Consider the following 24,018-nt stretch of genomic DNA (forward strand, 5'->3'; position numbering starts at 1 on the left):
CCGTAACCTACTCTACGTGCGACATTATGGTAAATCGTGGAGAAATTGTGGAGAAAGTGTAAAACAGCCCGGTAGGTTAATTATTTCTGCTCTCCAGCCACATCACAGTAGCCGCAACGCGTGAGCGCACATCAAGTTTGCGCAGCATATTGCGGATATGTACTTTCACTGTTTCTTCAGAAATATGCAGGGTGGTAGCGATTTCTTTGTTTGATAATCCGCGCGCCACTTCCTGCAACACATCAAGTTCACGTTCTGTCAGCTGGCGAAACGGATTGGCACTGTATTGACGCGTAGCGAGATAGTTTTCAACCGCTTCACTGAAAACTTTTTGCCCCTGCGCCGCCTGCATAATCTGACTGAGCAACATGTCGGGATCGCTGTCCTTCAGCAGATAACCATCAGCACCCGCATCCACCATGGCGTAAATATCGCTACGGGCATCCGAAACGGTGAGCACCAAAATACGTGATGAAATCCCTTCATGGCGCAGCGCTTTTAAGGTATCCAGCCCCGACATGCCTTTCATGTTCAGGTCGAGCAGGATGACATCGGGTGTCAGGCGACGCGCTTCGGCCAGCGCTTCGGTGCCGTTATTTGCTTCGGCTACCACTTCCAGCCGAGGCTCAAGCGTCAGCAGTTGGCGGATGCCACGGCGCATGAGCGGATGATCATCCACAATCATTAAGGTCAGCATGTTTACTCCTAGTAAAAAGACGCTATCGTGCCTTGAACAGTCTGTTTGCGGTTACGCTTTTTATCTCGCTATTCAAGCGGATGAGGCGGACGCGGCGAGAAGCGCAACGCCACCTGTGTTCCCTGCGCTTGCGCACTGATGCTTAAGCTGCCCGATAGTCGTGCAGCCCGTTCTGCCATTGTGGTTAAGCCGTAATGTCCCGGCGGTTCATCGATGCTGGCAATGCCGACGCCATCATCGGTGATGGTCAGCAGATGCTCGCCCTCGTCGGTTCGCTGATACTCCACCGCAATTTTGCTCGCGTTAGCATGACGAATGGCGTTCACGACTGCTTCGCGCGCAATCTGCAACACGTGCACCTGCTGCTGTGCATCAAGGCTTTGTAATCCCGGCTGATAATCAAAACTGATATGCGCATCAACCTGTTCTTGCAGCGGCAAAATCATCGCCTGCATTGCTGCGACTAAATCGGCTTGTTCGATAGTCAGACGAAAGGTCGCCAGTAATTCTCGCAGCTGACGATAAACATCGGCCAGCGCACGATCAAAGTCTGCGATGATTGTATGTGCGGCCTGATCAGATTTATCCACGGTGCGGCGTAACAGCGTAAGTTGGATACGTAAAAATGAAAGCCCCTGCGCCAGCGAATCATGCAGTTCGCGTGCAATAGTGGCGCGCTCCTCAATCAGCAGCATCTGTTGATATTGCTTTTGAGTTTGCCAAATCCAGATGGCGCGCCCCAACATGGCCGCCAGGCTGCGCATTAACGCTTCAGGTGGTTCGCTATCAGACGCTTGCCAGCACAGTTCGCCAATTTGCTGCTCGTCCTGCTGCAATGGCACGCGCTGCCACGCTTTTTCGCTGCGACTCACTCCCGCACAAAACAAAAACTTGTCACTTTCCAGCCGAATTGCCTCTACCTTTTCATTCGCCAGCACGTTCGCTAGCACACTTTCAAATAGCGCGGGATGCAGCGGGCTGGCGGTCAACATCTGCGAGCTGTTGTACAGCAGCGAAAGGGTGCGATTAGCTTCGGTTAGATCGCTTGTTTTCGTCCGTACCGTGCTTTGCAGCAGCTGATAATGCGTTTGCAACCGTGATGCCATGCCGCTAAAGGTTTGCGACAGCACCTTGAGTTCATTTTCCTGCACGACATTCAGTGGAGGAAAAGCGAAATTACCGCTCTCAATGTAGCGACTGGCAGTAACCAGTGCGTTCAACGGGCCAACCACTTGCTGGCGGGTAAAACGAATCGTCATCAACGCCAGCGCCACAATGGCGATCAAGCCCACCAGGCTACTGACAGCGACCAAATGCATCTTCACTTCAGCGTAATGCTGCAATCCCAGCACGAAACGATCAATTTCGTTGACGTAAATTGCGACCTGCTGTTGGTAGAGGTTGGCATCACCCTGTTGCAGATTTTGTTGCAGCTGCGGCCAGGCGCTGCGCAGTCGGTGATAGCGATTAATTACTTCTTGCGGTACCCAAGGGCGATCAAGATTGTGTAATGCCGGTGCGTCCAGCGTCTGCTGGTAAAGAGTTAAATGATGCGCGAGCTGTTGCGGTTCACGCGTGGCGTCCCACGCCAAACGATAGCTCTGCATACGTAAAGAACCGGCCAGATTGATGGCTTCCGCGTCGCGCAGGCTGCTGGAAAGCGTGATCAGGGCCAAGCCAGTGCTCAACAGTGATAGCAGAACGATAGCGGTAAGCGCTTGGGCAATACTGCGAGTAACAGAACGTTTCACAATCACCTTAATATCCCTGGTTTGAGCGCGGGATTATAAAAGAGTCGGCGTACCGCGCCAAGCAACGCCCCGCAATATTCAGACAGACTGTTACAGGTTGTACAAAAAACAACCTAAACTGACAGTATCCAGGATTAAAAACCTGGTGGTGGTTAAAGATTAAACAAGTTTACAGTGTGACCATGTTGGCTTTCATTATGGCGCTAATAATTCATACCGTAATAACCGAAATCATCTTGCTTAGGAGCATCCCATGAAAAAACTGACTGCAGTTCTGGCCGGTGCCCTGCTGGCTTCTGCTTCATTTACAGCCCTGGCGGCCGCGCCTATTGATCGAGAGCAGGCGCAAGGCATGCAAAGTTTAGGTAGCGTTTCTGTCTCCAGTGTAAGAGGTTCTATGGATGACGCCACAGAACAACTTTCACAAAAAGCCGAAGAGATGGGCGCAAGCCATTACCGTGTTATAGGTGTTGATAATCCAGGCGATTCCAGCTTGTGGACCGGCACCGCAGAAATTTATCGTTAATCTCGATCCACTTTCCATCCCTGTAGCTTTTACCGGCCCGCCAATGGCCGGTTTTTTTGTGCGTTAAAAACCCTTCTTACAATTCAACCTGTGCATCCCAGCGGTATATTTTGCTTCGTTCACGCAGAACGGGTAGGATTCATCGCCGTAAATTCCCGCGCCGCTTTCTTCTCACTCACAGGCTGGCGCACAGAGGAAAATACCCCATTTCGCACGGTTTAACGCAAACGATTGGTTTGCCGTGGATTGATGGTCAGGACAAACAGGAAAGCTATGAAATCTACGAAAAAATCTGCAGCCGAGATGCGCGCTGCGAAAAGACGCTGGCTGAACTCTCATGACACCGGCTACCAAAAAGCGATGGGCAACCGTCACGTTCAAATGATTGCGATTGGTGGTGCCATCGGTACCGGCTTGTTTCTCGGTGCTGGTGCGCGTTTACAAGCGGCTGGCCCGGCGTTAGCCATCATCTACTTAGTCTGCGGTATCTTCTCTTTCTTTATCTTACGTGCTTTGGGCGAACTGGTTTTACACCGTCCAAGCAGCGGCAATTTTGTCTCTTATGCACGCGAATTTCTCGGTGAGAAAGCGTCATATGTGGCTGGCTGGATGTACTTCGTTAACTGGGCAATGACCGGTATCGTGGACATCACCGCCGTGGCGCTTTATATGCATTATTGGGGCGCGTTTGGTGATGTGCCGCAATGGGTATTTGCCCTTGGCGCGCTGGCCATTGTTGGCACCATGAATATGATTGGTGTGAAATGGTTCGCTGAAATGGAGTTCTGGTTTGCGCTGATCAAAGTGCTGGCGATTGTGATTTTTCTGGTGGTTGGTGTGGTGTTTTTGGGCACCGGCAAACCGTTGGATGGCAATACCACTGGCTTCCATTTGATCACCGATAATGGCGGTATGTTCCCGCACGGCTTGCTGCCTGCATTGGTCTTGATTCAGGGTGTCGTTTTTGCCTTCGCTTCTATCGAGTTAGTCGGAACGGCCGCTGGCGAATGTAAAGATCCACAGACCATGCTGCCTAAGGCGATCAACAGCGTGATTTGGCGTATTGGCCTGTTCTACGTTGGCTCGGTTGTTTTACTGGTGTTGTTACTGCCGTGGAATGCGTATCAGGCGGGTCAAAGCCCGTTCGTTACTTTCTTCTCGAAACTCGGTATGCCTTACATTGGTAGCATCATGAATATCGTCGTGCTGAGTGCCGCGCTGTCGAGTCTGAACTCGGGCCTCTATTCAACGGGCCGTATTCTGCGCTCTATGTCGATGGGCGGCTCGGCGCCAAAATTCATGTCAAAGATGAGTGGACAGCAAGTCCCTTACGCCGGCATTTTGGTCACCATTGGCGTTTACATCATTGGCGTGGTGCTGAACTATTATGTGCCGTCGCAGGTGTTTGAGATTGTCCTGAACATCGCTTCGCTGGGCATCATCTCTTCATGGGCGTTTATCGTGGTGTGTCAGTTGCGCCTGCGTAAAGCGATCAAAGAGGGCAAAGCGGATGATGTTAGCTTTAAGCTGCCAGGCGCGCCGTTTACCTCGTGGCTGACGCTGCTGTTCCTGTTCAGCGTCCTGGTGTTAATGGCATTCGATTATCCAAACGGTACCTACACCATCGCCTCAATTCCGTTGATTGCTGTGGTGCTGGTGCTTGGTTGGTTTGGCGTGCGCAAGCGCGTTAATGCCATCGCTCAGACCGAACATGATCATCTGCACAGCCATGATGATGATGTTAAACCCAGCAAACTGGTCGATGAAGCCTCGCACTAAATTGCGTTGATCATCCGTTAAAGCCAGCCTTCGGGCTGGCTTTTTTGATCTCGCCTCATACTGCTTCCCCTTCCTTTGATCCACCTTCAGGAATTACTCCCTTCGAGTGATATACCCCTGTAAACCCTCAGGCTATTTTACGCGCCAACACACTATTCATTCGACGAGGGCGCAATGGCGCTGTCACGCAGGGGATTTTTAACCGGGCAACGACGCACGAATACGCCGAACGGTTTCACGTTGCCTTGGTGGCGTCATCACCCCGGCTGTGATGGCTGCGCACGCTGTGTTGACGCATGCGACACGCAAATTATTGTTCTGCTTTCTGGCAGCGAGCCGCAGATAGATTTTTCACAAGGTGAATGCACCTTTTGCGGTGACTGCGCGGATGCTTGCCCACAGCCGTTATTCACCTTACGTGATACTCAGCCTTGGCCACTCAGAATAAAAATTGATGAGCGCTGTATCGCTTTTCAGGGCGTGAACTGTCGCAGCTGTCAGGAGAGTTGTGAGCAGCAAGCCATAACATTCCACTTCAACAGGTTGGGCGTAGCGCAACCGGAAGTTCACCCCGAAAACTGTACCGGATGCGGCGCCTGCATCGCGCTTTGCCCGGTCTCTGCAACAGGATTAGCGCATGCGTAATGAAAATAGCTGGCATGTTTGCGGCCTGGTAATTCAGGCGCGCGCGGCGGATATCGCCGCAGTGCAGTCAGCGTTACTGGCAATGGATGACGCGGCAATCGCGGCGGCATCAGAAGAGAAAGGCTCGCTGGCCGTGACGTTGGGCGCACCCGATGCCGCCAGCCTGCTGAGAAATATTGAGTCAACGCGAGAGATTCCCGGCGTGTTAGCCGTTTCGCTGGTCTATCACCAGCAGGATGAAGAGCTGGAACAGAGTAAGGAAGCATCATGAGCGTAAGTCGTCGTGATTTTATGAAAGCTAACGCGGCGGCTGCGGCCGCGATGGCCGCCGGTTTAACCATCCCGACGGTGACGCAAGCCACGCCTGGCATGGGTGAACCGATTCGTTGGGAAAAAGCGCCGTGCCGCTTTTGTGGCACCGGCTGCGGCGTGCTGGTAGGAACGCAGAATGGGCGTGTGGTGGCCTCGCAAGGCGATCCACAAGCAGAAGTGAACCGCGGTCTGAACTGTATCAAAGGCTATTTCCTGCCCAAGATCATGTATGGAAAAGATCGTCTGACACAGCCTTTGCTGCGCATGATCGACGGACGTTATGACAAGAACGGCGAGTTTTCCCCGGTTTCCTGGGATCAAGCATTCGACATCATGGAGGAAAAATTCAAAGCAGCGCTGAAAGCCAAGGGGCCAGAATCGGTAGGCATGTTCGGCTCAGGTCAGTGGACGGTATGGGAAGGTTATGCCGCCTCTAAATTGATGAAAGCCGGTTTTCGTACCAATAACCTTGATCCTAACGCGCGTCACTGCATGGCATCGGCGGTGGTGGGTTTTATGCGTACCTTCGGCATGGATGAGCCAATGGGCTGCTACGATGATATCGAACAGGCCGACGCCTTTGTGCTGTGGGGCTCAAACATGGCCGAGATGCATCCGATTCTCTGGTCACGCTTGACAGCGCGCCGCCTCAGCAATGAAAACGTCAAAGTGGCGGTGCTTTCAACTTACCGTCACCGCAGCTTTGAATTAGCCGACAATGCGATGGTCTTTACGCCGCAGACCGATCTGGTGATCATGAATTTCATCGCCAACTACATCATTCAAACCAATCGGGTCGACAAAGATTTCCTGGCACGTCACGTCACCTTACGTAAAGGCGCAACGGATATTGGCTACGGTTTGCGTCCTGGCGATCCACGTCAAAGCACGGCGAAAAACCCGGACAGCGGTGATTCAACGCCGATCAACTTTGAACAATTTGCCCGACACGTCTCCGAATATACCGTTGAGAAAGCCAGCCAGATGAGCGGCGTAGAGCAGGATCAACTGCTGGCATTGGCTGAACTTTATGCCGATCCAAACGTGAAAGTGGTTTCATACTGGACCATGGGTTTCAACCAGCACACGCGCGGTGTCTGGGCAAATAACCTCTGCTACAACCTGCATTTGCTGACCGGTAAAATCTCGCGTCCCGGCACCGGCCCGTTCTCGCTGACCGGCCAGCCTTCCGCCTGCGGTACGGCGCGTGAAGTGGGTACGTTTTCCCATCGTCTGCCCGCTGATATGGTGGTGAACAATGATAAGCACCGGGCGCTGGCTGAAAAGCTGTGGAAGCTGCCGAGCGGCACCATTCCCGCCAAAATCGGTTTACATGCAGTGGCGCAAGATCGCGCACTGAAAGATGGCAAGCTCAACGCCTATTGGTCAATGTGTAACAACAACATGCAGGCCGGGCCAAATCTCACCGAAGATCGCATGCCAGGTTGGCGCGATCCGCAAAACTTCGTAGTGGTCTCCGATCCTTATCCCACCGTCAGCGCCTTATCTGCGGACCTCATTTTGCCTACCGCAATGTGGGTAGAAAAAGAGGGCGCGTATGGCAACGCCGAGCGCCGCACGCAGTTTTGGCATCAGCAGGTCAAAGCGCCGGGCGAAGCAAAATCTGATCTCTGGCAGATCGTGAATTTCTCTAAACGCTTCAGGTTAGAAGAGGTGTGGCCGGAAGAACTGCTGGCGCAGGATCCCAGTCTGCGTGGCAAAACACTTTATGACGTGCTTTACGCAAATGGTCAGGTTGACCGGTTTCCGCTGAGTGAAGTGGCAGACGATCGCCTGAATGATGAAGCACGTGCGTTTGGCTTCTATCTGCAAAAAGGCTTGTTTGAAGAGTACGCCAGCTTTGGTCGCGGTCATGGTCACGACCTTGCGCCGTTCGATGCTTATCACGAAGCACGTGGCTTGCGCTGGCCCGTGGTGGAGGGAAAAGAGACCCGCTGGCGCTACCGCGAAGGTTACGACAGCTACGTGAAAACCGGTGAAAGCGTGCGTTTTTATGGCCAGCCAGACGGCAAAGCGGTGATTTTTGCGCTGCCGTACGAGCCACCAGCGGAAATGCCGGATGAGGAATACAACTTATGGTTCTGTACCGGTCGCGTGCTGGAGCACTGGCACACCGGCACCATGACGCGCCGCGTGCCGGAGTTGCATCGCGCTGTGCCGGAAGCGCTGCTTTACATTCATCCGCTGGATGCGAAATCGCGCGGTTTACGCCGTGGCGAGCAGGTGCGTGTGGTTTCACGTCGCGGGGAAACTTTCGCTCATGTGGAAACGCGGGGTCGTAACCAACCGCCGCAAGGGCTGGTTTTCATGCCGTTTTTTGATGCGGGTGTGATGGCGAACAACATTACGCTGGACGCGACCGATCCGCTCTCAAAACAGAACGATTATAAAAAATGCGCCGTTAAGCTGGTTAAAATTTAAGGCAGGACGCAATGAAAACGATCATTACCTTTATCACTCTTGCCGCCCTGATACTGGGCGGCGCAGTCTGGGCTAACGAAAGCGCCGATCTCTCCGCCTCGCCGGAAGTTAACGCTGGGCACCGTGGCGCGATTTTTCAGCCGAAGCAGCAGGGCAGAATGCCACTAAACTATGTCAACCAACCGCCGGTGATCCCGCACAGCGTGGAGGGTTATCAGGTCACGAAGAATGTGAACCGTTGCCTGCAATGTCACGGTACACAAAGTTATCTCACCACCGGTGCGCCGCGTGTCAGCCCAACGCACTTCACCGATCGCGACGGCAGCGTAAGCAGCAGTGTATCGCCGCGCCGCTACTTCTGTTTGCAGTGTCATGTACCGCAAACCGATGCCAAGCCGATTGTCGAAAACAGCTTCCGGCCTGCCGCCGGTTTTGGCCGGTGAGGCGAGGATGAAACAGCGACTTTTACGCCTGTGGCGCTGGTGGCGACGTCCAAGTCGTCTTGCGCTTGGCACTTTACTGCTGATTGGCTTTGGCGCAGGCATCCTCTTCTGGGGCGGCTTTAATACCGGCATGGAGTTGACCAACCGCGAGCAGTTCTGTATCGGCTGTCATGAGATGCGCAACAACGTTTATCAGGAATATATGCAAACGGTACATTACAACAACCGCAGCGGTGTACGCGCAACCTGCCCGGATTGCCACGTGCCGCATGAATGGGGTCCGAAAATGATCCGTAAAATTCAGGCGAGCAAAGAGGTTTATGCCAAGATTTTTGGCCTGATTGATACCCCACAGAAGTTTGAGGATCACCGTATCAAGTTGGCGCAGAACGAATGGCGCAGGATGAAGAACAACAACTCGCAGGAGTGTCGAAACTGCCACAACTTCGATTACATGGATTTCACCCAGCAGAAAACCGTTGCGTCGAAAATGCATGCTAAAGCGGTAGAAACCGGGCAAACCTGTATCGACTGCCACAAAGGCATCGCGCACCACTTGCCAGATATGAAAGATCAGCCAAACGGCTTTTAACCTCATTAGCGCACCGCCGCTCGCGGTGCGCTAAATTCTCTTTCAGCACCAGTTTCAGATAGTTTTCTGAACGGCACCGTCCTATGATGTCAGGCTCCCCTTAAAGACGTAGCGGAGACCTTATGTCGTTAAAGATCAATATTATCAAAGATAAGTTGCTGTCTGAGAACTGGTTTGTTCTGCGCAACTTCACCTATGAACTCACCGATAAAAAAGGTGAAGTGCTGCGCCACAAACGCGAAGTTTACGACCGAGGCAACGGCGCTACAATTCTGCTCTACAACCGTGATAAAAACAGTGTGGTGCTGACGCGCCAGTTTCGCATCGCGACCTACATCAACGGTAATGAAAGCGGCATGCTGATTGAAGCCTGCGCAGGATTACTCGATGACGATTCGCCGGAAGATTGCATTCGTAAAGAGGCGATAGAAGAAACCGGTTACGCGGTGGGCCAGGTAGAAAAACTCTATGCCTGCTATATGTCGCCGGGCGGCGTAACGGAACTGATTCATTTCTTTGCCGCTGAATATAATGATTCGCTGCGCGACAACGCGGGCGGCGGCGTAGAAGATGAAGATATTGATGTGCTGGAAATGACATTCCCTGATGCACTCGCGATGGTGAAAGATGGGCGCATCCGCGACGGCAAAACCATCATGCTATTGCAGCACGCCCAGATTGCGGGCTGGCTTAAGCCTTAACATCTTCGGCCAGCAGATTAGGTTGGCATTCCGGATGCGCGTGCAGACGCGATAAGGCTTCCGCGTAGGACGGCATAGAATGTGCCGCGCCTGCACGCTCTACACACACCGAAGCAAACGCCGCCGCAAATAAAGCCGCCTGTTCCAGCGATTCGCCCGCCGCCAAACGTGCAGCAAGCGCACCGTTAAATGCATCGCCTGCACCGGTAGTGTCCTGTGGCGTGGCGGGAAACAGGGGAATACGTAACTGCTGGTTTTCCGTAGAAAGCAGCGCGCCGGCGGTACCCAAAGTAATGATCACCTGACGCGCACCTTTGCGATGCAATCTTTCCGCGGCGCGTTGCGCGCAGGAGATATCGGTTATCGTCACGCCTGTTAACAGCGTCGCTTCCGTGCTGTTGGGCGTAAGTAAATCAACCTTGGCGAGCAGCCTGTCGCTGATCTTCTGAAACGGTGCTGGATTCAGAATGACGAACGTGTTCGCTGCACGGGCGTTATCAATCATGCGGGTTATTGCACTAAGATTATTCTCCAGCTGCACCAGGAGAATATCTGCCGCGGCTACCGTTGGCTGGCAGCGCGTCACTTCGGCGGCGGAGACGGTTAAATTCGCGCCCGGATAAACCGAAATCATATTTTCCGCATCGTTACCGGCGACATAAATCAACGCATTGCCGGTGGGTTTTTCTTTACACGTAAACAGCGTAATCGCATCAAAGCCGGTCTTTTCCAGATGGCGTCGGGCAAACGTGCCAAAATCATCATTGCCGACTTTACCGATGTAATGCACCCGAGCGCCTGCCCGCAACGCGGCGGTGGCCTGATTTGCGCCTTTACCGCCGGGGCCCATCATGCTGTGTTGCGCAATCAGTGATTCACCCGGCAGCGGAAAGCGCGTCATACCGGCGACAACATCAAGGTTGAACGATCCAAAAACACAGACTTTGCCTTTCATTCTTCACTCCTGAAGCGCCGTTCGGCTGCGAGGCAGGCGCCACGACAACCGGTATGATCGGTAGCATGGCTGAAAATAATCTTCAGACCCTCGCGCGTTACCGGTGGACGCAGATGTTGCTGAATACGGCTGCGCAAGCTAGCCAGCGGGAAATCTGTCATCGACAGCACGCCACCGCCAAGAATCAAATATTCTGGATCGAGAATATTCATCTCTGTAGCAATGAGTTCCGCTAAGCGTTGCACAAACGCCTGCAAATCCGGGTGAGCGCCCTGTAGGGTGAACAGTTGCGACATGTCGGTTTCAGCCGCATATTTAGCGGCCCAGCGACTTAGCCAATGCCCGGAGGTTAAGGTTTCCGCGCATCCCATGTTACCGCAAGGGCAGGGCAGGGAATTACCGGACAACGGCACATGCCCCAATTCTCCTGCGCCACCATGATGACCGTGATAAAACCGACCTTCCAGCCACAAGCTGTTACCCATGCCCGTACCGGGATACAAACCTACCGCGCAGTTTGGCACGGGATCGAGCTGCATTAAATCCCATAGCATCAGGTGGTTAACGTCTTTATCCATTGCCACTGGAACCTTGAGCCTGCGACTGAGCATGGCGGCAACCGGCTGGTTATCCAGCGCCTGAATAAAGGGCAGTGAAATAACCTGCTGCCGGTCGCGACTGAGAATGCCGGGTAAACCGAGCATCACACCGCTAACCGGCTGCTGTTCTAAGGTTTCACTGATGACATTGCCCAGCGCGGCGAGCGCATCCGGTTGTTGCGCCCAGCTGGCGGTGGACACTTTACGAAAGCCGGACCATGCCCGACCTTCTTCCATCAGCTGCAAGCGTGTACTGGTGCCGCCAATGTCAATGCCAAGCCAGCGTGATTTCATGCCGACTCCTGCTGCAAGCCCTGCGCCGTATCGATACTGTCACGCATCATGGTCCAGGCGGTAGCGAGATCGTCATGAATAGTAAACAGGCCGGATGTGCCGACAATGAGCACTTCTGCACCTGCGTCCAGCAAAGTGCTATAGGTGCGTTGATTACAGGAGCCATCAATTTCAATTAAATAGCGATGGCCATGCGCCAGCTTCAGCGCTTTTAGCTCCTGAATTTTTTGCACCATTTCTGGAATGAAAGGCTGCCCGGCGTAGCCCGGATCGACGGTCATCACGGTGATCTTGTCGAGCAGATGAATGTAGTGATGAATAAACGAAACCGGTGTGGCCGGGTTCAGTACGATACCCACTTTTTTCCCAGGCTACGGATGTGATTAATCACCCGAAACGCGTCGCGGTTGATGGTCTCAGCGTGTGGGCAAATATAATCTGCCCCGGCTTTGGCCACGGCTTCGATAAAATCGTTGGGATGCTCCACCATTAAATGCACATCAATGGCTACTGGCGTATGGGGGCGAATCTGCTCAATGAAAAACGGCGACAGCGTAATATTTTTTACGTAGTGACCATCCATAATATCAACGTGCAGGAAGTCTGCTCGCGAGTTCAACACAGACAATTGCTGCTTGATCTCCATTAAATTCATGCACATCAATGACGGAGAGATTTGAATACGCATCATACTTCCTTTTTGTGAGTCAGAGGATTTAACGCCGTGCTCAGCAGTTTGCTGCGCTTAACGGCACGGCTTTCATTGAGTCGGGCTTTACCCTGTTTAAAGGCCAGCACCACGATTAACACCGCTCCCCACATGGCGAGGCTGACGTGCTGGCTGATGTTCATTAAGTTGAAGCCGGTAGAGAGGATTTGCAGCGCAACCAATGCCAGCACCACGCCGGTGACGCGTCCGAATCCGCCGTTGGGATCGGTGCCGCCGAGGATGATGGCCAGCACGGTCAGCAATAAGTAGGCGTCGCCGTAACCCATTCGCGCCGAATTGAAGCGTGCCATCATGATCAGCCCCGCCAGCACGCACAGCAGGCTAGAAATGACGTACACCAGCACCACCATGCGATGCGTATTCACGCCACTAAACCAGGTGGCGTTGATATTGCTGCCACCCATGTAAATGCATTTACCTGCACGGGTTTTACCAAGGAACAGAGCCAGCAGCGCGGCGGCAATCAGGAATACCCACAGCGGCAACGGCACGCCCAGCAAGGTGTTGGAACCCAAGGCGCGCACTACGGCGGGCATACCGCTTACCGCTGCACCTTTGGTCAGCCAAATACCAATGCCGTTGATGGTCATCATGGTGGCGAGCGTAACCAGAATCGGATGAGCGCCAATACGCGTTACCATCACGCCAGTTATCACACCAATCACAAGGGCGATGATCATCGCGCCAATCACCGCCAGCGCCAGCCATAACAGTTGCTGACCTGTGCTGGCACCGTCTGGCAGCATGCTCAACAGCACCCACGCAATAAATAAGCTGGTCAGGTTGGCGGTGGTAATAATCGCCAGATTCAGGCCACCACTTAAAATGGCGATGAACATGGCCAGCGTCAGCAAGCCCAGCTCCGGCAGCTGAAACGCCATGCTGAGGAAGGTCGAGTCAGTGAGAAAACGGCCCGGCAGCAAGATACTGAACAGCGCCAGTGCAAACGCGATCAGTAACATCAGTCCAATATTGGTGCCGTCCGGTTTCAATGCCGATAACGATGCAGAAAATCTTTTCATAGCGCCTCCTTCCGTCAGACAAAACTAACGTCAGTTTCTTTGCGTTTTTTGTAGTGAGTGACAGCAATCGCCACCATGATTACGCTGCCGACCACAATGTTCATGAAGTAGTTAGAGACGCCAATCAGGTTGAGGCCATTTTTTAGGATGGCGATCAGGAACACGCCCATCAGTGTGCCGCTAACCGTGCCTTTGCCGCCCATCAGGCTCGCGCCGCCCAGCACCGTTGCTGCCAGTACATCCAGCTCACCACCAACCAACGCATTCGGTACCACTTCACCCATGCGATAGACCTGTACTAATCCGCCAATCGCCGCCATTGCACCCAGCCAGCCGTAAGCGAACAGGTGAATCAAGCCAACCCGGATACCCACGCGCCGCGCTGATTCGGCATCACCGCCCACCGCATAGAGCTGACGGCCTAAATGGGTTTTGTTCAGCATCACGGCGGTGAGTGCGGCAATAATCAGCATGGTGATCAGCGGCAAACCGACCTGGAAAGTTTGGCCCTGCCATTCAAACGGCAGCACGTTACGCAAGGTGATCCACCAATCCGGCAGCGCATACAGGCTGCGTCCGCCCGTCATCCACATCAGCAGGCCAAACAGCAGCGATTGCATACTGATGGTGATGATGATCGACACCACTCGCAGCGTGGTAATCAACCAGGCGTTGAGCACACCAAACAGCGTGCCGCAGACAATCGCCAGCACAATGCTCAAAAGGGCATTATCAAACTGGTAGTGCACAAACAGCGAGGCGATCAGGTACTGCACCACCGAAGCCACCGCAGCAAAGGAGATATCGATGCCGCCAGTGACCAAGACAACAAACAATCCGAGGGCGAAAATGCCGGTTACGGCGTAGCTTTCCGCCAGGTCTAACAAATTTTGCACGCTGAGAAACTGGTCGCTGGCCACTGAGAAAAAACAATAAATGCCAGCATCACCCAAGTGAGCCAACCCTGACTGGAATGTGGGCGTAAACGAGAGAAGTCAGGCATTGATCACCTCCGCCAGCTGTTGTTGTTCAACGGTATCGGGTTGATATTCGGCATGAATGGTGCCGTCGCGAAAGTGCAGAATACGGTCGCAGTTGTACCAAACTTCCGGTACTTCGTCGGAAATCAGGATGATCGACAATCCTTCACGCGCCAGTTCGTGGATTAATTGATAGATGCTGGCTTTTGCACCGACATCTACGCCAACGGTTGGCGAGTCGAGGATCAGAATACGGGGTTGCGTCAGCACCCATTTTGCCAACACGATTTTCTGCTGATTACCGCCAGAAAGGGTGGAAATGGCCAGGTTGGGATCGGTCACGCGTACGCCGAGCTGCTGGATCCACTGTAAGATCAGCTTGTTCTTGCGGTATTCGTCAATAATGTGAAAACGGTTTTGCAGCTTGTCGAGGATCGGCAGCACCATGTTGTCGGCCACCGATTGCTGCTGCACTAAACCCAGTGTCAGCCGATCTTCGGATACGTAACCGATTCCGGCTTTGATGGCATCTTCATGCCCACGAAAACGTACCGGTTTGCTGTCGAGCCAGATTTTACCGCTGTCCGGTTTGGTCATACCAAACAGTGACAGCGCCAGTTCAGTGCGCCCGGAGCCAAGCAGGCCGCATAACCCCAACACTTCGCCTTCGAACAGACGAAAACTCACATCGTGATATTGCCCGGCGCGGCTTAGCCGCTCGACTTCGAGCATCACGCGGTCAGGATTGTGAGAAGGGGATTTCAACGAGTAATCCAGCTTTAGGCCGGTCATGAGTTCGGTCAGATGGTGCGGAGTCATATCACGCGCTGACCAACAGCCCATTTTGCGACCATCTCGGATAACCGTCACGCGGTCGGATATTTCCAGCACTTCATCGAGTCGATGGCTGACAAACACCACGCAAATGTTCTTCTCTTTCAGATAGCGCACGGTGCGCAGCAGCTGGTTGACTTCGGTGCGCGTCAGCGACGCGGTGGGTTCATCCATAATCACCAATCGGGCATCTGCGACCAGCGCGCGGCAAATCGCCACCTGCTGACGCTGAGCGATGGAAAGCTCCGCCACTTTTAGATCTAAATTCAGGTCGAAATTTAGCTCTTCAACAATACGCTGTGCGCTGGCACGCAGTTTTCCTGCGCGATGCCAGCCAAACAGACCACGCAGATTGTGTTCGAAACCGATGTTTTCGGCGACGCTTAGGTTCGGAAACAGTGACAGATCCTGATAAATCACCTGGATACCAAAGTCACGCGCCTGACGCGATGTCAGCCTGGAAAAACCCTGGCTGCTGTTGCCAAGGCGGATCTGGCTGCCACTGTCCGGGGCATGCACCCCGGAAATGACTTTGATTAACGTACTCTTGCCACAGCCGTTGGTTCCGGCAAGGCAGTGCACTTCGCCTTCCAGTAGTGTTAGCGAAATATCGCTCAGTGCGCGGTTACCGCCAAACGTCTTTGACAGATTGTCGAGGACGATGAGCGTCTGTGGTTCGACACGTTCCATGGTTACAGCCCCAGTTTGATCAGTTTCGGCAGGTTGGCTTTGTCCAGGCTTTCGGTGTTGTTACCGATGATGGTGTGATTAGCTTCATCCACGTTGACGTTGCCCAAACCTTCGATAGTCATACCCTGTTTAATCGGCTGGTTTTTCTGCATCATTTCGGCGACCCGTACAAACACTTCGCCAGCCGTTTCCGGGTTCCAGATATAGCCACCTTTGATCGCACCGCGATTCACCAACTGCGCGCCTTGCCCCGGACTAAACGCACCAATAACGCAAACTTGATTGATTTTATTGCGGTTCATCACGGCCCGACCGGCACCAATTGGGCCTTGTGAGCCGAAGGCCATGATGCCTTTCAGATCGGGATATTTAGACATCAGCTCGTTGGTGGTGCGAATTGAGTCATCCAGCGATTCGCCCACACCAAACTTGTCGGTCACCATCTGCATTTTTGGATAGTGTTCTTTTTGGTAATTCAGCGCAGCGTCAGTCCATTCCTGATGCAATGGCACGGTCAGGCTGCCGACGTACATGGCGTATTTGCCCTCTTCGTGCATACACTGTGCCAGCGCTTTCATGTGGTTGATGCCATGCGTGGGTGCGTCAACCAACTCGAAATCCCAGTTGGCATATTTCTGACCCGGTGATTCGTGCGTGATCACTTTTATTCCGGCGTCACGGGCACGTTGCAGCACCGGCTCCAGTACTTTCGGATCGTTGGGTACCACACCAATAATGTCGACTTTCTGCGCAATCAAATCTTCAATTGCACGTACCTGCAATGCTGGGTCAGCCGCCGTTGGGCCAACCATCCAGGCATCGATGCCACTTTTTCCGCCTGGCTTTTAATGCCCGCTTCCATGGCGTTAAACCAGGGAATACCACCAATTTTCACGACGATGCCCATGCGTAATTTGTCCGCAGCTTGGGCCTGAACAGCAAACAAGGCGATGAGAGAACAGGCGATAAGATGTTTTTTCATAAAGACTCCGTTTAATTTTTTATTAGCTGCATTGACTGCGAGCGTTGTGAACAATCAATAATATTCACGCCGTTCCACGCCAGTTCTTGTTCCAGCTCTTTATCTTTTAATTGGTCAGTAATGAGAAAATCCACATCGCGATAATGACAAATACGCGCGAATGAGGGTCGTAAAAATTTACTGCTGTCCATCAACAGATGTTTTCTTTCTGCTGCCAGAATCATTTGCTGTTTTAAATGCGCGTTATGTTCATTGCCTTCACGTAAATAACCGTCGTTACCTAAACTGCTACAGGAAAAAAGATCTTGTTTATTTGAAACTCTTTTAACGGCTGTTCGGCAACAATGCCGTGGAAATCTTCATAGCGGTCAGAATATTCCCCGCCTAAGCAAATGGTGCGAATACTGCCGCGTGCTGCCAGCGTCTGCACAATACGTAATGAATTGGTTAATACCGTTAATTCAATATCGGGTAATTGCCGCGCCAAATAAAAACAGGTGGTACTGCTATCGAGTAATAAACAATCTCCCACGCTGATAAAATCGAGCGCACGTTTGGCAATCGCCATTTTGGCATCGACGTGTTCATTTATTCTTTGGCGAAAAGATAATTCATATTCATTTATGGCTCGAATATTTCCCTGGATATTGGCTGCTTGCCTTTAGGCAGTACTGCACCGCCATGGCTACGTTGTAACAGGCCGCGTTTTTCTAATTGGTTTAAATCTCGACGAATGGTTTCCTGCGAAACATGACACAGTGAAACTAATTCGGTGACGATAACCCGACCATTAATTGTTAATTCATCAATAATTCGCTGCTGGCGTTCAATCGGCAACATGCTGGCCTCCGATGACAATAAAGTACTGGATGGCGCACGGCAAAAATGTGTCCTGGACACGACTCCACAGGGCAATATTTGCTGTGCGAGAGCAAAGTGATGTTTATTAAGTTTTTATGAAAATTTGGAGGGGGCGTACAAATAAAATGTGATTGATATCACGAAAAAGGCGGTATTAACGGCGATGTCCATGATCGACTCACGTTATAAGCGAGAAAGGGGCAATGACTATAGCATGACCGTATTTGACCGTTTCTGTGTATTTGACCGATTCGAGAACAGAGCAAATTGTCCGATGAATCTGATTGAGCGAAAGCGCTGCAAAAACGATGATGTTTTCCTAAGCTTCACTCTTTACGGCTTATCACGATGATGAACGCTTTTTAGCCAGTTAATAACGCTTTCTGGGCGCGGTCACAGATTCCGGTCTTCTTTGGGTTCGCCGTTGCGTTATCATCTCCACTTTAAAGATTTGGGGACCGGTTTTCTTAATGTTGCATTGGATTAAATCGCTGTTAGTGTTGTCTTTTCTTTTTGTTGCCAGCGTGCGGGCCGATCCACTGCAAAAGTCATTTTCTGACTGGCAGATGACCTGCAACAATGCGGCATTTTGCGTGGCACGCAATATTCCGGGCGACAATGGATTAGTCATGACGATTTCGCGCCACGCCGGGGTGAACGATCGCCCGTTGCTGCGTATCGACTACGGCAGCGCCTACAGCGGTGAGCTGCCTGGCGGTGATCTGAAAGACAACCTGCTGATTGATCAACGCCGCCTGAAACCCGACCTGAAACACTGGACGGTCGAGTCCCATCATCTCGCTACCAGCAACGCCATCGCGATCGACGAATTTCTTGATCTGGTCATGGAAGCCAAAAGCCTGCAACTCACGTTTGATCCCAAAGCCCTTATCTCCCTGCGCGGCATGAAGGCGGCGCTGCTGCTGATGGATGATGTGCAAGGGCGCGTTAACGGCATGAGCGCCTGGATAAAGCGCGGCGATCGCGCAATCTGGGATGTGCCGCCGCAGCCTAAAGTGCCTGCGCTGCCAGAGGCGCTACCGCAACCTGCGGCGCTGACGCGAGAAGAAACCAGCGGTTTAATCGATTACGGCACCTGGCGCGTTAACACCGATTCCTGTTCGCTTGATCCGATGCGGCGTGAAGTCAGCGTGTCGCCGCTCACTGATACCAAGGCATTGCTGTTGGTGAGCTGTGAAATGGGGGCATATAACGTGATTGATTTAGCTTTCGAAGTGACGCGCGAGCAGCCTTATGTGGCGCGGGGAATTAGCCTGACGCTGCCGTTTACACCGCCAACCATTAATGAACGTCAACTTGAATTGATCAATGCCGAATACGATGCGGCAACTGGACAGCTTTATACCTTCGGAAAAGGTCGCGGTTTGGGCGATTGCGGTTCAGCATCGCGCTGGCAGTTCGATGGCAACAGTTTCGTGCTGGCGGAATATGCTGAGGAATCAACGTGCGACGCGTGGCACAGCAGCGATGACTGGCCCACGTTGTGGGTGAGCCAGTCGCGTTCCACTCCTCAGCAGCGTTAAGGAATGGCTTGAACCATCATGGGTGAACCGATTTGGTTGCCGACCAGTTCAGCCAGCATGTTATTTACGCCATCACTCATGGGTGTAAAGCGGGTCAGCGGAGAACGCGTAACCACGACAAACACGCCGATGTTATGCTGCGGCACCATCGCCATATAGGTAATGAAGCCACCACCGCCGCCGGTTTTTTGAATAATACCCGGACGACCCTCTTTTGGCCCCATATAAACCCAACCCATGCCCAACGCGTCGGCTTTGCCCGGCACATCCATGCCTTGCACTTTCTGCAGCTGACTGCGCTGATAAATCAGCGTCTGCATACGATCAACCTGCGGCGTACGTCGGCTGACGGCTGAATTCAGGAACTGCTGCATCCAGCGCCCCATATCATCGGGTGTGGAGTAAACGCCGCCGCTGCCAATTGCCGCCAGCGTATTATTACAGGGGCTGGCACCTTTCTCAGCCACCATTAAACGTCCGCACTGCTCTGGTGAAGGCGTAAACGTTGTGTCCTTCATGCCCAGCGGGCGAGTAATCAATTGCTGAAACAGCGCGGGATAGGGCATGCCTGCGGCGCGTGACAACGCATCGCCCAGTAAATCGTAACCGAGATTGGAGTAGGCTGCATCGGTACCCGGTACCGCTTTCAGGTTTGCCTGTGGCAACCAGTTCCAGCGTTCGCTGCGCGTAGGCCAGACGAATACGGGACGATGAGGTTTCCCGCCTGGCTGCTCACGCGGCAGTCCGCTGGTGTGAGTCGATAAGTTGATCAGACGAATAGGTTGACCGTTGTAGCTGGGTACGCGCGTGCCGGGCGGTGCATATTTACTCAGCGGATCATCAAGGCGAATTTGACCGCGCTCCGCCATTTTAACCATCACTTCGCTGGTCATCAGTTTGCTCAGCGAGGCGATACGGATCAGGGAATCTTTTTGTGGGCGAACGTTATTACCCGGACGGGTATCACCAAAGCTAGTGAATACGCGCTGATTACCGTCAATGGCCACCAGCGCCATACCGGTTGCGCCGCTGCCGTAAAAGATGTGTTCGGCATAGCGATCAACGATCTGCGAAGCCAGTAATGGATCGGGCGCGACCTGCGCCATGCTTTTTAATGGAAGCAGAGAAACCATTAAGGCCAGTAAATAAGATGTGCGCATTTTCAACAGACGAGAGTTCGCTATAAGAATCGGATGGAAATCTATAGTAATCAGTTTGGGCGAGACAGGAAGAGGGGAGAAAAGATTTTTTTATGTTTCAGGCTATGAACTGAAATGGCCCTTCCCGATTAAGCGGGAAGGGCGAAAGCATTAAACCGGCTTGAGTAATGCTTCGGCATGGCTAACGATATTTTCAATCGTGAAGCCAAACTCCGTGAACAGCTTGCTGGCAGGCGCAGACTCACCAAACGTGGTCATGCCGACGATGGCACCATCAATACCCACGTATTTGAACCAGTAATCGGCAATTCCGGCTTCCACGGCAACACGCGCTCTCACCGTTGATGGCAGCACAGATTCACGATAGGCGCTGTCCTGGGCATCAAACAGATCGGTTGACGGTAGCGACACCACGCGAACTTTGTGGCCGCCCGTTGTCAGCTTCTCCGCAGCGCCCAGCGTGATTTCCATCTCGGAACCTGTTGCGATCAGGATCACTTCCGGCGTACCGTCACAATCTTTCAGCACATAACCGCCGCGCGCAATGTTGTCGATCTGCGTTTGCGTACGCTCCGGTTGCGCCAGGTTTTGACGCGACAGAATTAACGCGGTTGGACCATGATGACGCTCAACGGCGGCTTTCCACGCCACAGCCGTTTCAACCTGGTCGCAAGGACGCCAGACGCTCATATTAGGCGTCAAACGCAGGCTGGCGAGCTGCTCAACCGGCTGGTGCGTTGGGCCATCTTCACCCAAGCCAATCGAGTCATGGGTATAAACCATGATATGACGCGCTTTCATCAACGCTGCCATACGGGCCGCGTTACGTGCGTACTCCACAAACATCAGGAAGGTGGCGGTGTACGGCACAAAACCGCCGTGATGGGCGATACCATTGGCAATCGCGGTCATACCAAATTCACGTACGCCGTAGTGAATGTAGTTACCGGCGTGATCCTCTTTAATCGATTTGGAACCTGACCAAATGGTGAGGTTACTTGGCGCGAGATCCGCGGAACCGCCAAGGAATTCTGGCAGCAGCTTGCCGTAAACTTCCAGCGAGTTTTGTGACGCTTTACGGCTGGCGATTTTTTGCGGATTTGCCTGCAGGTCAGCAATAAATTTCGCGGTATCCGCTTCCCAGGTCGATGGCATTTCGCCATTCATGCGGCGGAGAAATTCCTGCGCCAACTCCGGGTGGGCTTGCTTGTAGGCGTCCAGCTTGGCATCCCACGCTTTTTCGTGCTCTGCACCGGCTGTTTTCGCATCCCATTGCTGATAAATATCTTGTGGGATTTCGAACGGCGGATAGTTCCAGCCGAGCTTTTTACGTGTCAGCGCGACTTCTTCTTCGCCCAGCGCCGCGCCATGCGCCTCTTCTTTACCTGCCTTGTTCGGTGAACCGAAACCGATAACGGTGCGGCAAATAATCAGCGATGGCTTATCGGTAACGCTCTGCGCTTCTTTAATCGCCTTGCTGATGGCTTCGGAATCGTGCCCATCAATATCACCGATCACATGCCAGTTATAGGCTTCGAAGCGCTTATGGGTATCGTCGGTAAACCAGCCTTCTGTTTCACCGTCAATGGAGATGCCGTTGTGATCGTAGAAGCCAATCAATTTGCCCAGACCCAAGGTGCCGGCCAGTGAACACACTTCGTGTGAGATACCTTCCATCAAACAGCCGTCGCCCATGAACACATAAGTGAAGTGGTCAACGATCTCATGATCGGGACGGTTAAACTGGGCGGCTAAGGTGCGCTCGGCAATCGCCAGGCCTACGGCATTGGCCAGACCTTGACCCAGCGGGCCCGTGGTAGTTTCTACGCCCGGTGTATAACCAATTTCTGGGTGGCCCGGCGTTTTTGAATGCAGCTGGCGGAAGTTTTTCAGCTCTTCAATCGGTAAATCGTAGCCGCTCAGGTGCAACAGGCTATAAAGCAGCATTGAGCCGTGACCGTTGGAGAGAATAAAACGGTCACGATCAAGAAAAGCGGGATTGGTTGGATTATGTTTCAGGAAATCGCGCCATAACACTTCCGCGATGTCCGCCATGCCCATGGGTGCGCCGGGATGGCCTGAGTTTGCTTTCTGTACCGCATCCATACTTAATGCACGTATCGCGTTCGCCAACTCTCTGCGTGATGACATAGGGTTCTCCCTTGTTATACCTGCGGGCGAGAAAGGTCTCGCCCACGAATAATGTGATGAAAACTACAGACGAGCAGCCAACACATCTTCAAGTTTCTGCTGATCGACAGCAAACTGGCGGATGCCTTCAGACAGTTTTTCTACTGCCATAGGATCCTGATTATGTTCCCAACGGAATTCCGCTTCAGAGAGCGACGCCGGCTGGTGGAAGCCTTCAGTAGAAGGTTCAAGTTTACGTTCTAACGGCGCATCGCTGTTTTGCAGCTCTTCCAACAGGTTGGGTGAAAGGGTCAGGCGGTCACAACCTGCCAGTGCGATGATCTGTTCTACTTTACGGAAGCTCGCGCCCATGATGATGGTGCTATAACGATGCTTTTTGTAGTAGTCGTAGATACGACGCACAGATTTCACGCCGGGATCTTCATCGGCTACATACGGGTCCAGCGGTTTACGGCTGTTGTACCAGTCATAAATACGTCCCACGAACGGTGAAATCAGGAACACGCCAGCTTCGGCACAGGCACGCGCTTGAGCAAAAGAGAACAGCAGCGTCAGGTTACATTTGATGCCGTTTTTCTCCAGCTCTTCCGCGGCACGAATACCTTCCCAGGTTGACGCCAGCTTGATCAAGATACGAGAGCGATCAATGCCATACTCTTCGTACAGGCGAACCAGTTTTTCTGCTTTGGTGACACACATGCCACGATCGAAGGAGAGGCGCGCATCCACTTCGGTCGAAACACGGCCTGGTATGCTTTTCAGGATTTCCATACCCAGGTTAATGGCCACTTTGTCGCTGGCATTGATGATCTGCGTCTCTTTGCTGCCGCCTTGCTTTTTGGCGTAGTCGATAGCGTCATCAATCAAATGTTTATAGGCGTCGAGACCGGAAGCTTTAAGGATGAGGGAAGGATTGGTCGTAGCGTCTTCAGGGTGGTAGTTGCGAATCGACTCGATATCGCCACTGTCCGCCACGACGGTGGTGAACTGTTTTAGGGCTTCTAGCTGGTTCATCTCTAAACTCCTTGAAAAGAAATCATTAAAGCGAAAAGGGGACACCTTTGGCCTCGCAGCCGTTCTGTTTCCGGTAACACAGGCTCATAACCTTGCAACAGACACTTTCGTATGAAAATGCGGTTTCTCTGATTGTTGCCAGGGGAATGGAGCGAAATTGCCGTCATGCGGTGTTAAACCGTGGGGTGCGCCTTATTCCACCTATAAGCATAGCAGCCGAAGCAAATGACGCTGGGGGAGCTGTGACAATCTGTGCCGTTTAACAATGAGCTTCTTTGAGCGCCTTCACCGTCTTGCTGCGTAATGATTCCTAT

18 protein-coding genes and 4 pseudogenes are annotated in these 24,018 nt (G+C 52.8%); 9 read left to right on the forward strand and 13 right to left on the reverse strand.

Annotated features, from left to right (window positions below; genetic code table 11):
• Positions 1 to 76: 76 nt before the first annotated feature.
• Both KQP84_RS08160 and narQ read right to left on the reverse strand, forming a co-directional pair.
• On the reverse strand, positions 77 to 697 hold the full coding sequence (locus KQP84_RS08160; RefSeq protein ID WP_215845921.1) for a response regulator: 621 nt from the start codon (positions 695 to 697) through the stop codon (positions 77 to 79).
• 68 nt (positions 698 to 765) lie between these two features.
• Positions 766 to 2,454, reverse strand: a complete 1,689-nt coding sequence (gene narQ, locus KQP84_RS08165) for a nitrate/nitrite two-component system sensor histidine kinase NarQ (RefSeq protein ID WP_215845922.1) — start codon at positions 2,452 to 2,454, stop codon at positions 766 to 768.
• Positions 2,455 to 2,701: 247 nt separating this feature from the next.
• On the opposite strand from narQ, the gene KQP84_RS08170 reads away from it, so the two are divergent.
• The 8 genes from KQP84_RS08170 to nudK all read left to right on the forward strand — a co-directional run bounded on the left by KQP84_RS08170 (position 2,702) and on the right by nudK (position 9,888).
• Positions 2,702 to 2,974: a YdgH/BhsA/McbA-like domain containing protein gene (locus KQP84_RS08170; protein ID WP_215845924.1), complete on the forward strand. Its 273-nt coding sequence runs from the start codon at positions 2,702 to 2,704 to the stop codon at positions 2,972 to 2,974.
• A gap of 273 nt (positions 2,975 to 3,247) precedes the next feature.
• Positions 3,248 to 4,753, forward strand: coding sequence for an L-asparagine permease (gene ansP / locus KQP84_RS08175; RefSeq protein ID WP_215845925.1), 1,506 nt, complete (start codon positions 3,248 to 3,250; stop codon positions 4,751 to 4,753).
• A gap of 174 nt (positions 4,754 to 4,927) precedes the next feature.
• Positions 4,928 to 5,398: a ferredoxin-type protein NapF gene (gene napF / locus KQP84_RS08180; protein WP_215845927.1), complete on the forward strand. Its 471-nt coding sequence runs from the start codon at positions 4,928 to 4,930 to the stop codon at positions 5,396 to 5,398.
• Entirely contained in the window at positions 5,391 to 5,669 is a 279-nt protein-coding gene (locus KQP84_RS08185; protein ID WP_215845928.1) for a chaperone NapD, read from the forward strand. The genes napF and KQP84_RS08185 overlap by 8 nt, the downstream gene beginning before the upstream one ends.
• Positions 5,666 to 8,152, forward strand: a complete 2,487-nt coding sequence (gene napA / locus KQP84_RS08190; protein WP_215845929.1) for a nitrate reductase catalytic subunit NapA — start codon at positions 5,666 to 5,668, stop codon at positions 8,150 to 8,152. The genes KQP84_RS08185 and napA overlap by 4 nt, the downstream gene beginning before the upstream one ends.
• 11 nt (positions 8,153 to 8,163) lie before the next feature.
• Positions 8,164 to 8,595, forward strand: a complete 432-nt coding sequence (gene napB, locus KQP84_RS08195; protein ID WP_215845931.1) for a nitrate reductase cytochrome c-type subunit — start codon at positions 8,164 to 8,166, stop codon at positions 8,593 to 8,595.
• A 7-nt stretch (positions 8,596 to 8,602) separates the two neighbouring features.
• A complete protein-coding gene (gene napC, locus KQP84_RS08200) occupies positions 8,603 to 9,187 on the forward strand; it encodes a cytochrome c-type protein NapC (RefSeq protein ID WP_215845933.1) in 585 nt (194 codons plus the stop codon).
• A 122-nt stretch (positions 9,188 to 9,309) separates the two neighbouring features.
• Complete coding sequence (nudK, locus tag KQP84_RS08205) at positions 9,310 to 9,888, forward strand: GDP-mannose pyrophosphatase NudK (RefSeq protein WP_215845934.1); 579 nt, start codon at positions 9,310 to 9,312, stop codon at positions 9,886 to 9,888.
• On the opposite strand, the gene KQP84_RS08210 is transcribed toward nudK, so the two are convergent.
• The 8 genes and pseudogenes from KQP84_RS08210 to KQP84_RS08245 all read right to left on the reverse strand — a co-directional run bounded on the left by KQP84_RS08210 (position 9,878) and on the right by KQP84_RS08245 (position 17,814).
• Entirely contained in the window at positions 9,878 to 10,843 is a 966-nt protein-coding gene (locus KQP84_RS08210) for a ribokinase (protein ID WP_215845936.1), read from the reverse strand. The two genes, nudK and KQP84_RS08210, sit on opposite strands and share 11 nt — an antisense overlap.
• The gene (alsK, locus tag KQP84_RS08215) at positions 10,840 to 11,736 is read right to left on the reverse strand and encodes an allose kinase (protein WP_215845937.1); all 897 of its coding nucleotides are present in this window, start codon (positions 11,734 to 11,736) and stop codon (positions 10,840 to 10,842) included. Before alsK ends, KQP84_RS08210 begins: the two co-directional genes overlap by 4 nt.
• Positions 11,733 to 12,424: pseudogene (alsE, locus tag KQP84_RS08220) on the reverse strand (D-allulose 6-phosphate 3-epimerase). The gene alsK and the pseudogene alsE overlap by 4 nt, the downstream one beginning before the upstream one ends.
• Positions 12,424 to 13,488 (reverse strand): ABC transporter permease, encoded by a 1,065-nt coding sequence (locus KQP84_RS08225; RefSeq protein WP_215845939.1) that lies wholly within the window; start codon positions 13,486 to 13,488, stop codon positions 12,424 to 12,426. Before KQP84_RS08225 ends, alsE begins: the two are co-directional and overlap by 1 nt.
• A 14-nt stretch (positions 13,489 to 13,502) precedes the next feature.
• A pseudogene (locus KQP84_RS08230) lies at positions 13,503 to 14,491 on the reverse strand (ABC transporter permease).
• On the reverse strand, positions 14,484 to 15,992 hold the full coding sequence (locus KQP84_RS08235) for a sugar ABC transporter ATP-binding protein (protein WP_215845940.1): 1,509 nt from the start codon (positions 15,990 to 15,992) through the stop codon (positions 14,484 to 14,486). The pseudogene KQP84_RS08230 and the gene KQP84_RS08235 overlap by 8 nt, the downstream one beginning before the upstream one ends.
• 2 nt (positions 15,993 to 15,994) lie before the next feature.
• A pseudogene (locus KQP84_RS08240) lies at positions 15,995 to 16,974 on the reverse strand (substrate-binding domain-containing protein).
• A gap of 11 nt (positions 16,975 to 16,985) precedes the next feature.
• Positions 16,986 to 17,814: pseudogene (locus tag KQP84_RS08245) on the reverse strand (DeoR/GlpR family DNA-binding transcription regulator).
• A 491-nt stretch (positions 17,815 to 18,305) separates the two neighbouring features.
• On the opposite strand from KQP84_RS08245, the gene KQP84_RS08250 reads away from it, so the two are divergent.
• Positions 18,306 to 19,379, forward strand: a complete 1,074-nt coding sequence (locus tag KQP84_RS08250; protein ID WP_215845941.1) for a DUF1176 domain-containing protein — start codon at positions 18,306 to 18,308, stop codon at positions 19,377 to 19,379.
• On the opposite strand, the gene ampH is transcribed toward KQP84_RS08250, so the two are convergent.
• The 3 genes from ampH to tal form a co-directional block, all read right to left on the reverse strand.
• Positions 19,376 to 20,539 carry a D-alanyl-D-alanine-carboxypeptidase/endopeptidase AmpH gene (ampH, locus tag KQP84_RS08255; RefSeq protein ID WP_215845942.1) on the reverse strand — a complete coding sequence of 388 codons (1,164 nt, stop codon included), beginning with the start codon at positions 20,537 to 20,539 and terminating at the stop codon, positions 19,376 to 19,378. The two genes, KQP84_RS08250 and ampH, sit on opposite strands and share 4 nt — an antisense overlap.
• Positions 20,540 to 20,689: 150 nt before the next feature.
• The gene (gene tkt, locus KQP84_RS08260) at positions 20,690 to 22,690 is read right to left on the reverse strand and encodes a transketolase (protein ID WP_215845943.1); all 2,001 of its coding nucleotides are present in this window, start codon (positions 22,688 to 22,690) and stop codon (positions 20,690 to 20,692) included.
• A 63-nt stretch (positions 22,691 to 22,753) separates the two neighbouring features.
• Positions 22,754 to 23,704, reverse strand: coding sequence for a transaldolase (gene tal, locus KQP84_RS08265; protein ID WP_215845944.1), 951 nt, complete (start codon positions 23,702 to 23,704; stop codon positions 22,754 to 22,756).
• Between the last annotated feature and the right edge of the window lie 314 nt (positions 23,705 to 24,018).

The organism is Candidatus Pantoea bituminis, from assembly GCF_018842675.1.
GTDB classification, from domain to species: Bacteria; Pseudomonadota; Gammaproteobacteria; order Enterobacterales; family Enterobacteriaceae; genus Pantoea; species Pantoea phytostimulans.